Origin of the sequence: Acinetobacter sp. YH12099 (assembly GCF_013419195.1) — a bacterium.
Lineage (GTDB): Bacteria > Pseudomonadota > Gammaproteobacteria > Pseudomonadales > Moraxellaceae > Acinetobacter > Acinetobacter towneri.
In genome coordinates this window covers 99785-112358 of sequence record NZ_VPAP01000009.1, presented here as the reverse complement: position 1 = coordinate 112358, position 12574 = coordinate 99785, and the positions used below count along the sequence as shown (strand labels likewise).

The window sequence follows — 12574 nt, the reverse complement described above, 5'->3', positions numbered from 1 at the left end:
GGTGACAACGTTGAAATGTCAGTAGAATTAATCCACCCAATCGCAATGGACCCAGGTCTACGTTTTGCGATCCGTGAAGGTGGTCGTACTGTAGGTGCTGGTGTTGTTGCTAAAGTAACAGCATAATTATAGAATGTGTTAAACAGGTCGAGAGCTTTGGCTCTCGTTCTGTTTTGTAGGTCAGTAGTTCAATTGGTAGAGCGTCGGTCTCCAAAACCGAATGTTGGGGGTTCGAGTCCCTCCTGGCCTGCCACTTTTTTTAAAAAAGCTTGATGTCGGCTAATCTAGTCATATAATAAGTCGCGAATTCTACGACGAGTACAAAAATGTCGAATGATAAATCGCGTGACGCATTAAGCGACGCGCCAATCCCTCAAAGAAATAATTCTGCTGAAGTTGTTCAATCGAGTTCTCCATTAGACTACGTGTTGTGGGGTATCGCTTTGATTTTATTCATCGCTTCGATGATGGTGAATCAGCATCTTCCTGCGTATTGGGCACCAGCCAATGATATTTGGGTGCGTGTTGGGGTAATTTTGGCTTGTATCGTTGTGGCTTTAGGTTTATTATACGCCACCCATCAAGGCAAAGGCTTTGTTCGTTTGCTTAAAGATTCACGTATTGAGTTACGTCGAGTCACTTGGCCTACTAAACAGGAAACTGTAACAACGTCATGGCATGTATTGATTGTTGTTGTAGTCACTTCAATTGTATTGTGGTGTTTTGACTATTTGTTAGGCTGGGCAATCAAGTTAATTATCGGGTAAAAGAGCTATGAAACGTTGGTACATTATTCATGCCTACTCAGGTTATGAAAAACAAGTGATGCGTTCGCTTAATGATCGAATCCAGCGTAGCGCTGTTGCCGATAGCTTTGGTGAAGTCCTTGTTCCTACCGAAGAAGTGGTAGAAATGAAGGATGGTAAGAAACGTAAGTCAGAGCGTAAGTTCTTTCCAGGCTATGTATTGGTTGAAATGGAAATGAACGATGAAACTTGGCACATTGTTAAAGAGTGTCCAAAAGTTTTAGGTTTTATTGGTGGTACAGCAGAAAAGCCTGCCCCAATTACGCAAAAAGAAGCTGACGCGATTCTTGCACGTGTACGCAATACTGGTGAAGCACCTCGTCCGAAGACGATGTTTGAACCAGGCGAAGAATTACTTGTGATTGATGGTCCATTCACCGACTTTAAAGGCGTGGTGGAAGAAGTTCAATACGAGAAGTCACGTTTAACGTTGACAATTAATGTATTTAATCGACCTACTCAGGTTGAGCTGGAATTTCGTCAAGTCGAAAAATCCGTTTAAGTTTGAGTGGTTGGAAAACGCCCGATTTATGATGAATCGGGCATTGTTGTTGTAACGGTATCGTTACTTAAAATATTGGGGAGCCTAGCGGCGTTTGTACCCAGAGGTAATTTGAAATGGCTAAGAAGATTGACGGCTATATCAAGCTGCAAGTTCCAGCTGGTAAAGCGAATCCATCTCCACCAATTGGTCCTGCATTAGGTCAACGTGGTGTTAACATCATGGCATTCTGTAAAGAATTCAATGCTGCTACACAAAAAGTTGAACCAGGTTTGCCAATTCCTGTAGTGATCACTGTGTACAACGACAAGTCGTTCACATTCATCATGAAAACTCCTCCTGCTGCAATTCTTCTTAAGAAAGCTGCAGGCATTCAAAAGGGTTCAGCTGTACCTAACAAAAACAAAGTTGGTAAGTTGACTCGTGCTCAATTAGAAGAAATCGCGACTACTAAAGAACCAGATTTAACTGGTGCTGATTTAGAAGCACGTGTGCGTACCATTGCTGGTTCTGCACGTTCTATGGGCTTGGATGTGGAGCTATAAGACATGGCAAAGTTAACTAAACGTCAAAAAGCCATTGCTGCTGCTGTAGAAGCAAACAAAGTTTACACTTTGGAAGAAGCAGTTGAAGTTCTAAACAACCTTCCTGCTGCTAAATTCAAAGAATCTTTGGATGTTGCGGTAAACCTAGGTGTTGACCCACGTAAATCTGATCAGGTTGTTCGTGGTGCGACTACACTTCCTGCAGGTACTGGTAAAACTGTACGTGTAGCTGTTTTCGCTCAAGGTGCTGCTGCAGAAGCTGCTAAAGCTGAAGGCGCAGACGTGGTTGGTTTCGACGACTTAGCTGAAAGCATTCAAGCGGGTAACCTTGACTTTGACGTTGTGATTGCAGCTCCGGATGCAATGCGCGTAGTAGGTAAGTTGGGTACGATTCTTGGTCCACGTGGCTTAATGCCAAACCCTAAAGTGGGTACTGTAACTCCTGACGTTGCAACTGCAGTTAAAAATGCAAAAGCAGGTCAAGCACGTTACCGTGTAGACAAAGCGGGTATCATCCACGCTGCGATTGGCCAAGTAGGTTTTACTGCTGAAGCTGTTCGTTCAAACGTTGAAACTTTAGTTGCTGACTTGAAAAAGTTAAAGCCTGCAACTTCTAAAGGTGTTTACATCAAAAAGATCACTTTAAGCTCAACTATGGGCCCTGGTCTTACTATTGATGTACAAAACGTTTCTAACTAAGTCTGACTTAGCAAGAATTTTAAAGTCCTGAAAAGTCTCCTTCTTCCTCTGGGAGAAGGTTGGGATGAGAGTTAAACATCTCCCTAGCCTCTCCTAGCAGGAGAGGGGATATTCAGGCGGACTTTGAATTGGTAAATGAGAATTTATCAGCGTCAAAGACCTCAGGCGAAAGTGGTTTTATGCTGCTTTCTTAATATCCCAGCCTGGGTAGACGCGGTGGTGTGATTTATTCATCCTCCGCGTGTAAATTCAGTTTTGAATTTACGAATTGGGAGTGTACTTCGTGTAAGTACATAAATCACCGTTAGGAGGTTTTACAATGGCTCTTCTTATCGAAGACAAAAAACAGATCGTAGCAGAAGTAAACGAAGTTGCTTCTAAAGCGTTCTCAGCTGTTGTTGCTGACTATCAGGGTTTAAGCGTTGAGCAATTAACGGCTCTACGTGTTGAAGCGCGTAAATTAGGCGTTACTACACGTGTTGTACGTAATACTTTGGCAAAACGCGCTCTTCAAGATACGCAATTCACGATCTTGAACGACAACCTTGTTGGCCCAACAATTTTAGCTTTCTCGACTTCTGAAGACGACATGGGTGCAGCTGCACGCTTGTTCGAAGAATTCGCTAAAACAAACAAAGCATTTGAACTTAAAGCTGCTGCATTTGACGGCAAACTTTACCAAGGTGCTGAAGTTAGCGTAATTGCGAATCTTCCGAACCAAGAAAAAGCGCTTACTATGCTTGCAAACGTTCTTCAAGCTCCTATTTCGAAATTGGGTCGCCTTATTACTGCGCTCAAAGAGAAAAACGAGTCAGAAGCTGCATAAGCTGAAATTTATTTCCACACCATTCAATTTCCATTTGGAGTTATTCTCATGGCTTTAACTAACGAAGAAATCTTAAACGCAGTTGCTGAAAAAACTGTTCTTGAACTTGTTGAACTTATCTCTGCTTTTGAAGAGAAATTCAATGTATCAGCTGCTGCTGTAGCTGTTGCTGCTGCTCCTGGCGCTGCTGCTGGTGCTGCAGAAGAGCAATCAGAATTCAACGTTGAGTTGACTTCTTTCGGTGCGAACAAAGTTGCTGTAATTAAAGCAGTTCGTGAAGCTACTGGCCTTGGTCTTAAAGAAGCTAAAGACATCGTTGAAGGCGCTCCTTCAGTGATCAAAGAAGCTGTTTCTAAAGAAGAAGGTGAAGAGCTTAAGAAGAAACTTGAAGAAGCTGGTGCTACAGTTACACTTAAGTAATCTTAAGGGGAGTCGATTTTTTTACAATCGGCTCCAAAAAATGGCTGATGGCTCTTGGGTCATCAGCCTTTTTGCGTTACAATTATCGGCTCGATTTTTGTTTGAATGATGGAAAAACCATCAAAAAGAATATAAATCAATATAATCAAACGCTTACCAATATTTTTCCACATTTGAAAATATTGTTAAGCGTTTTAATACCACTAAAAATTGCAGCATTTGTAAAGAGTGGTGGCCATATCGGCCTGCGTAATTCCTTCTAAACCCGTTCTGCAGGCGGGTTTAGTTTACTTTCCGAGGACTCCAGATGGCATACTCATATACCGAAAAGAAACGGATCCGTAAGAATTTTGGTAAATTGCCCCAAGTGATGGATGCACCGTACTTGCTTTCGATTCAAGTCGACTCGTACCGTACATTTCTACAAGATGGCAAAACTCCAAAAAGCCGCGAAGATATCGGTCTCCAAGCCGCATTTCGTTCAGTTTTTCCTATAGAAAGTTATTCTGGCAATGCTGCTTTAGAATTTGTTGAGTATAGTCTTGGTAAGCCTGAGTTTGACGTGCGTGAGTGTATTCTTCGCGGCTCAACTTATGCGGCACCAATGCGCGTAAAAATTCGTTTGATCATTAAAGATCGCGAAACAAAATCAATCAAAGATGTGCGTGAACAAGAAGTCTATATGGGCGAAATGCCTTTAATGACGGATAACGGTACTTTCGTAATTAACGGTACCGAGCGTGTGATCGTATCTCAATTACACCGTTCACCAGGTGTGTTCTTTGACCACGATAAAGGTAAAACCCACTCGAGCGGTAAAGTGTTGTATTCAGCACGTATCATTCCTTACCGTGGCTCATGGTTAGACTTTGAATTCGATGCCAAAGACTTGGTGTATGTACGTATTGACCGTCGTCGTAAATTATTAGCGACTGTGGTATTGCGTGCATTAGGTTATAGCAACGAACAAATCCTAGACTTGTTCTTTGAGAAAGTACCTGTCTACTTAGACATGGGTAGCTACCAGATTGACCTTGTACCAGAACGCTTACGTGGCGAAATGGCGCAATTCGACATCACTGATGCTGACGGTAAAGTGATTGTTGAACAAGGTAAACGTATTAATGCGCGTCACGTACGTCAAATGGAAGCTGCTGGCCTAGAAAAACTTTCAGTTCCAGATGAATACTTGTACGAACGCATCACGGCAGAAGACATTGCTTTACGTGATGGCGAAGTGATTGCTGCAAACACGCTGTTAAGCCATGAAGTCATGGTTAAAATTGCTGAAGGCGGCGTAAAACAGTTCAATATTCTGTTCACCAATGACATCGACCGTGGTTCTTTCATTGCCGATACTTTACGTGCAGATACTACAACGGGTCGTGAAGATGCGCTTGTAGAAATCTACAAAGTGATGCGTCCAGGTGAGCCACCAACGAAAGAAGCCGCTGAAAATCTGTTCAATAACTTGTTCTTCTCTTCTGAGCGTTATGATTTATCGCCAGTTGGTCGTATGAAGTTTAACCGTCGTTTGGGTCGTCCTTACGAAGTGGGTACAGATCAGAAGTCGCGTGAAGTTGAAGGTATTTTGTCAAATGAAGACATTACCGACGTACTGAAAACCTTAATTGAAATCCGTAACGGTAAAGGTGAAGTCGACGACATCGACCACTTAGGTAACCGTCGCGTGCGTTCAGTAGGTGAGATGACAGAAAACCAATTCCGTGTTGGTTTAGTGCGTGTAGAACGTGCTGTTAAAGAGCGTTTGTCTCAAGCTGAAACAGACAACTTGTCTCCGCAAGATTTAATCAACGCGAAGCCAGTGGCTGCTGCAATCAAAGAATTCTTTGGTTCAAGCCAATTGTCTCAGTTCATGGACCAAAACAACCCATTGTCTGAAATCACGCATAAGCGTCGTGTATCTGCGCTTGGTCCAGGTGGTTTGACACGTGAACGCGCAGGCTTTGAGGTGCGTGACGTACACCAAACTCACTATGGTCGTGTATGTCCAATTGAAACGCCTGAAGGTCCAAACATTGGTTTGATTAACTCACTTTCTGTGTATGCCAAAGCCAACAATTTTGGTTTCTTGGAAACACCATACCGTAAAGTCGTTGAAGGCCGTGTGACTGAAGAAGTTGAATACTTATCTGCAATTGAAGAAGTCGGCACAATTATTGCGCAAGCGGATTCAAGCGTAGACCAAGATGGCAACTTAACAGAAGAATTCGTATCTGTACGTCACCAAGGTGATTTCGTGCGTATGCCACCAGAGCGTGTAACGCACATGGACGTATCTGCACAACAGGTTGTTTCTGTTGCAGCATCACTGATTCCATTCCTTGAGCACGATGACGCCAACCGTGCCTTGATGGGTTCGAACATGCAACGTCAAGCGGTTCCAACTTTAATTGCCGACAAGCCACTTGTTGGTACAGGTATGGAAGCCAACGTAGCGCATGACTCAGGTGTATGTGTGATCGCGAAACGTGGTGGTCGTATTGAATATGTTGATGCGTCACGTGTGGTGATTCGTGTTAACGAAGAAGAAATGATCGCAGGTGAAGCAGGTGTGGATATCTACAACCTGATCAAATACACGCGTTCGAACCAGAACACTTGTATTAACCAAAAAGTTTTGGTGAAGATGGGTGATAAGGTTGGTCGTGGTGATGTATTGGCTGACGGCCCATCGACTGATGGCGGTGAGCTTGCGCTTGGTCAGAACATGCGCGTTGCGTTCATGACTTGGAATGGTTATAACTACGAAGACTCGATCTTGCTTTCTGAGCGTGTACTTCAAGAAGACCGTCTAACGTCGATTCACATTCAAGAATTGTCATGTGTTGCACGTGATACCAAATTGGGTGCTGAAGAAATCACAGCTGATATTCCAAACGTAGGCGAAGCTGCACTGTCTAAATTAGACGAGTCAGGTATTGTTTATATTGGTGCTGAAGTGACTGCGGGCGATATCCTTGTAGGTAAAGTAACACCTAAAGGTGAAACGCAATTAACACCTGAAGAAAAATTGCTTCGTGCAATCTTTGGTGAAAAAGCGGCTGACGTTAAAGATTCATCGCTTCGCGTGCCATCAGGTACTAAAGGTACAGTGATTGACGTTCAAGTGTTTACCCGCGATGGTCTTGAAAAAGACGAACGTGCGCAAGCAATTGAAAAAGCACAGTTAGATGCATATCGCAAAGACTTGAAAGAAGAATACAAAATCTTTGAAGAAGCTGCACGTGAACGTATCATCCGTTTATTGAAAGGCCAAGAGTCTAACGGTGGCGGTACAACCAAACGTGGCGACAAGCTTTCTGAAGATATGTTGTCAGGCTTGGCTTTAGTGGATTTACTTGAAATTCAACCAAGTGATGAAGCGATTGCTGAACGCTTAACGCAAATTCAAACCTTCTTGAAAGAGAAGAGCTTTGAAATTGATGAGAAATTTGCTGAGAAGAAACGTAAACTTTCTACAGGCGATGAGCTCACTACAGGCGTGTTGAAAGTTGTTAAGGTGTACTTGGCTGTTAAACGTCGCATCCAACCGGGTGATAAGATGGCGGGTCGTCACGGTAACAAAGGTGTTGTATCTAACATCTTGCCAGTAGAAGACATGCCGCACGATGCTAACGGTGTACCTGTTGACATCGTATTGAACCCACTAGGTGTACCATCTCGTATGAACGTGGGTCAGATTCTTGAAACACACTTGGGTATGGCAGCCAAAGGTTTGGGTGAGCAAATTGACAAGATGCTCAAACAACAACGTGAGATTGCTGAACTACGTGCGTTCCTAGACAAGATTTATAACAAAGTGGGTGGCGAGCAAGAAGATCTTGACAGCTTAACTGATGATGAAATCTTGGTATTGGCGGGTAACTTGCGTGCAGGTGTTCCATTGGCTACTCCAGTATTTGATGGTGCTGAAGAAGGTCAAATCAAAGAATTGCTTGAACTTGCTGAATTACCACGTTCTGGTCAGACCGTATTGTATGATGGACGTACAGGCGAGAAATTCGACCGTCCTGTGACTGTAGGTTATATGTACATGCTCAAACTTAACCACTTGGTAGATGACAAGATGCATGCACGTTCTACAGGTTCTTACTCACTTGTAACGCAACAGCCGTTAGGTGGTAAGGCACAATTCGGTGGTCAGCGTTTCGGTGAGATGGAAGTCTGGGCACTTGAAGCATACGGTGCTGCTTATACGCTGCAAGAAATGCTCACTGTGAAGTCGGATGACGTTGAAGGTCGTACCCGTATCTATAAGAACATTGTAGATGGTAACCATTATATGGACCCAGGTATGCCTGAATCGTTTAACGTATTGACCAAAGAGATCCGTTCTTTAGGTATCAACATTGAACTGAAAAATGGTGACTAAGCATCTCCATTAAATCTCCCTAAATCCCTCTTTATAAAAGAGGGACTTTTCCCCCTTTGAAAAAGGGGGATTAAGGGGGATTAAAACTCAGTTAAAAAACAATATTTGTGACCCAGTTGGGATGTGAAAACAGCCTCCCAGCACACGGAGAAAAAAATTGAAAGACTTGCTCGATATCATGCGCAAAAAGACGGATTCAGACGGTCATGCTCCAGTAGAGTTTGACCGCATCCGTATTGGTCTTGCGTCACCAGAAATGATTAAGTCATGGTCTCACGGTGAAGTTAAAAAGCCAGAAACCATTAACTATCGTACGTTTAAGCCTGAACGTGATGGTTTATTCTGTGCCAAAATTTTTGGTCCAGTAAAAGATTACGAATGCTTGTGTGGTAAATACAAGCGTATGAAATACAAAGGCGTCATTTGTGAAAAATGTGGCGTTGAAGTAACGACTGCAAAAGTTCGTCGTGAGCGTATGGGTCACATCGAACTCGCTTCTCCAGTTGCACACATTTGGTTCTTGAAATCATTACCAAGCCGTATTGGTTTATTACTTGATATGACTTTACGTGATATCGAGCGCGTATTGTATTTCGAATCTTATGTGGTTACTGACCCAGGTATGACGCCATTTGAGAAATATCAACTTCTCAATGACGAAGAATACTTCAATGCTCTAGAAGAGCATGGTGATGAATTCACTGCGAAAATGGGTGCTGAAGCAGTTCAAGACTTGTTAAAAGACATCGATCTTGAAGCTGAAATTGCTCGTTTACGTGAAGAAATTCCACAAACAACTTCAGAAACTAAGCTGAAAAAAGCGTCTAAGCGTTTGAAGTTGATGGAAGCGTTCAAAGAGTCGAACAACAAGCCAGAATGGATGGTGATGAATGTACTGCCTGTACTTCCACCAGATCTTCGTCCGTTGGTTCCACTTGAAGGTGGTCGTTTTGCGACGTCTGACTTGAACGATCTTTATCGTCGTGTGATTAACCGTAACAACCGTTTGAAGCGTCTTCTTGACCTTGCAGCGCCAGACATCATCGTACGTAACGAAAAACGTATGTTACAAGAGTCTGTTGATGCCTTGTTAGATAACGGTCGTCGTGGTCGTGCAATCACAGGTTCAAACAAGCGTCCGCTTAAATCTTTGGCAGATATGATCAAAGGTAAGCAAGGTCGTTTCCGTCAAAACTTACTTGGTAAGCGTGTTGACTATTCAGGTCGTTCGGTGATTACCGTTGGTCCAAACCTACGTTTACACCAGTGCGGTCTTCCGAAGAAAATGGCACTTGAACTGTTCAAGCCATTCATCTTTGCGAAACTACAAGCTTCAGGTCAAGCTACCACCATTAAAGCTGCGAAGAAAATGGTTGAGCGCGAAACCCCAGAAGTTTGGGACGTACTTGCCTCTGTGATTCGTCAACACCCAGTGATGTTGAACCGTGCGCCTACACTTCACCGTTTGGGTCTTCAAGCATTTGAACCGATCCTGATTGAAGGTAAAGCCATCCGTCTACACCCACTCGTTTGTGCTGCGTTTAACGCCGACTTCGACGGTGACCAAATGGCGGTACACGTACCATTAACGCTTGAAGCGCAATTAGAAGCGCGTGCGTTAATGATGTCCACCAACAACATCTTGTCTCCTGCGAACGGTGAACCAATCATCGTACCATCTCAGGACGTGGTGTTGGGCTTGTATTACATCACGCGTGATGCAATCAATGCCAAAGGTGAAGGCATGGTGTTTGCAGATACGCACGAAGTAAACCGTGCACTTGCAACGGGTCAAGTTGACTTACACGCTCGCGTAAAAGCACGTGTACACCAAACCGTAATCAATGAAAATGGTGAGCGTGAGCAACAAACTATTGTTGTAGATACGACACCAGGTCGCTGCTTGCTTTGGGAAGTTGTGCCTGAAGGTTTAAGCTTCGAGCAAATTAACCTAGAGATGAACAAAAAGAACATCTCAAAGTTAATCAACTCTTGCTACCGTAAATTAGGTCTAAAAGACACGGTTATTTTTGCAGACCAATTGATGTACTTGGGCTTCCGTCAAGCGACACGTTCAGGTGTTTCTGTGGGTATGGAAGACATGGTTATTCCACCACAAAAACAAGAAATTATTGAAAAAGCAGAAACTGAAGTTCGTGAAATTGAACAACAGTTCGAGCAAGGCTTCGTAACTGCGGGTGAGCGTTATAACAAAGTGGTCGATATTTGGGCACGTACCAACGACCAAGTTGCTAAAGCGATGATGGACAACTTGTCATTCACAACTGTGAAAAACAAACAGGGTGAAGACGAGAAGCAAAAATCATTCAACTCGATCTACATGATGTCGGATTCAGGTGCGCGTGGTAGTGCGGCACAGATTCGTCAGTTGGCGGGTATGCGTGGTTTGATGGCGAAACCAGATGGTTCGATCATTGAAACGCCAATTAAAGCGAACTTCCGTGAAGGTTTGACGGTACTTCAGTACTTCATTTCAACTCACGGTGCGCGTAAAGGTTTGGCCGATACCGCATTGAAAACAGCGAACTCAGGTTACTTGACACGTCGTTTGGTTGACGTTGCACAAGACTTGGTAATTACTGAGCCAGATTGCGGTACTTATGGCGGTTTAGTGATGACACCATTCATTCAAGGTGGTGATGTCATTGAAAACCTTGGTACGCGTGTATTAGGTCGTGTAACTGCAGAAGATGTGAAGAAAGCGGGTTCAGACGAAGTTATTCTGCCACGTAACACACTCATTGATGAAAAACTTGCTAACTTCTTAGAAGAGCAAGGTGTCGATGAAGTAAAAGTACGTTCAGTGGTATCTTGTGAATCGACCTTTGGTGTATGTGCGAAGTGTTATGGTCGTGACCTAGCACGTGGTCACTTGGTGAATCCAGGTGAATCTGTGGGTGTAATGGCTGCTCAATCGATTGGTGAGCCAGGTACACAGTTAACCATGCGTACATTCCACGTGGGTGGTGCGGCAAGCCGAACTTCTGCAGCCAATAGCGTACAAGTGCGTAACAAAGGTTCAGTACGTTTCCATAACGTGAAAACTGTACAACACGCTAAAGGTCACTTGGTATCTGTTTCACGTTCAGGTGAAATTGGTATTGCCGATGAGTTAGGTCGTGAGCGTGAGCGTTATAAACTGCCATACGGTGCGTCAATCTTGCTCAAAGATGGCGAAGCGGTAGAAGCTGGCGGCATTGTGGCGACTTGGGATCCACACACGCATCCACTTGTGACCGAAGTTGCGGGTAAAATCCGTTTCAGCCAAATTGCTGATGGCGTGACTGCAACCTCGAAAACTGATGATGCAACAGGTATGACCACAGTTGAAATCTTGCCAGTGACTTCACGTCCTGCGTCAGGTAAAGACTTACGTCCTGCTGTGGTATTAGACACTGTGGATGGTGGCGAACAGTTCTACTTCTTGCCACAGAACACGATTCTTTCTGTCCGTGATGGCGAAAATATCGGTGTGGGTGACGTTATTGGTCGTGTACCACAAGAATCTTCACGTACTCGTGATATTACCGGTGGTTTACCACGCGTTGCAGACTTATTTGAAGCACGTAAACCAAAAGAGCATGCGATTCTTGCAGAAGTGTCAGGTATCGTGAGCTTTGGTAAAGAAACCAAAGGTAAGAACCGTTTAGTGATTACACCAGATGATGGCTCTGAGATTTACGAAGAGTTGATTCCAAAATGGCGTAACATCAACGTGTTTGAAGGTGAGCATGTGAACCGTGGTGAAACCATTTCTGATGGTCCACAAAACCCACATGACATCTTACGCTTGAAAGGTGAAGTGGCATTAACCAACTACATCGTGAACGAAGTTCAAGACGTTTACCGCTTACAAGGTGTAAAAATTAACGATAAGCACATTGAAGTCATCGTGCGTCAAATGTTGCGTAAAGTTGAAATCACCGATGGTGGCGATACGAGCTTCATCAAAGGCGAACAAGTGGATTACATTCGCGTGGTACAAGAAAACCAAGCTGTACTTGCACAAAACAAGTTCCCAGCGAAGTTTGAACGTCAATTGATGGGTATCACCAAAGCATCGCTTTCAACAGACTCGTTCATTTCTGCTGCATCGTTCCAGGAAACTACACGTGTGTTAACTGAAGCGGCTGTAACAGGTAAAGAAGATGATTTACGTGGCTTGAAAGAGAACGTTGTTGTGGGTCGTTTGATCCCAGCAGGTACGGGTCTTGCTTACCACTTAGAGCGTCGTCGTCAAGAAGCTGAAGCTGCTGAATTGGCATTAGTGAATGATTTCTCTGATGTAGATCAAGCATTAAGCCAAGCATTTAGCGATGAATTTAATGATCTCTAATTCGTTTTAAAGCATCATTTAAA

General features: G+C 43.7%; 8 protein-coding genes, 1 tRNA gene and 1 pseudogene. All 10 read left to right on the top strand.

Translation table 11 applies throughout. The features are described from left to right. Positions 1–126 (top strand): annotated as a pseudogene (locus FTU39_RS07540) (elongation factor Tu); the annotation flags it as partial. 51 nt (positions 127–177) lie between these two features. Beyond that, positions 178–253 (top strand) — tRNA-Trp (locus tag FTU39_RS07535). Positions 254–326: 73 nt separating this feature from the next. Further along, on the top strand, positions 327–767 hold the full coding sequence (secE, locus tag FTU39_RS07530) for a preprotein translocase subunit SecE (protein WP_004975769.1): 441 nt from the start codon (positions 327–329) through the stop codon (positions 765–767). Positions 768–774: 7 nt separating this feature from the next. Next, a complete protein-coding gene (nusG, locus tag FTU39_RS07525) occupies positions 775–1308 on the top strand; it encodes a transcription termination/antitermination protein NusG (RefSeq protein ID WP_004975770.1) in 534 nt (177 codons plus the stop codon). 116 nt (positions 1309–1424) lie between these two features. Then, positions 1425–1853, top strand: coding sequence for a 50S ribosomal protein L11 (gene rplK / locus FTU39_RS07520; protein ID WP_004975771.1), 429 nt, complete (start codon positions 1425–1427; stop codon positions 1851–1853). A gap of 3 nt (positions 1854–1856) precedes the next feature. Beyond that, positions 1857–2552, top strand: a complete 696-nt coding sequence (rplA, locus tag FTU39_RS07515) for a 50S ribosomal protein L1 (protein ID WP_180051948.1) — start codon at positions 1857–1859, stop codon at positions 2550–2552. A gap of 319 nt (positions 2553–2871) precedes the next feature. After that, positions 2872–3378 (top strand): 50S ribosomal protein L10, encoded by a 507-nt coding sequence (gene rplJ, locus FTU39_RS07510; RefSeq protein WP_019836123.1) that lies wholly within the window; start codon positions 2872–2874, stop codon positions 3376–3378. 48 nt (positions 3379–3426) lie between these two features. Further along, positions 3427–3798: a 50S ribosomal protein L7/L12 gene (gene rplL, locus FTU39_RS07505; RefSeq protein WP_168417622.1), complete on the top strand. Its 372-nt coding sequence runs from the start codon at positions 3427–3429 to the stop codon at positions 3796–3798. A 307-nt stretch (positions 3799–4105) separates the two neighbouring features. Further along, a complete protein-coding gene (gene rpoB, locus FTU39_RS07500; protein ID WP_168417621.1) occupies positions 4106–8194 on the top strand; it encodes a DNA-directed RNA polymerase subunit beta in 4089 nt (1362 codons plus the stop codon). 157 nt (positions 8195–8351) lie between these two features. After that, positions 8352–12551 carry a DNA-directed RNA polymerase subunit beta' gene (gene rpoC, locus FTU39_RS07495; RefSeq protein WP_180051947.1) on the top strand — a complete coding sequence of 1400 codons (4200 nt, stop codon included), beginning with the start codon at positions 8352–8354 and terminating at the stop codon, positions 12549–12551. The last annotated feature ends 23 nt before the right edge of the window (positions 12552–12574 follow it).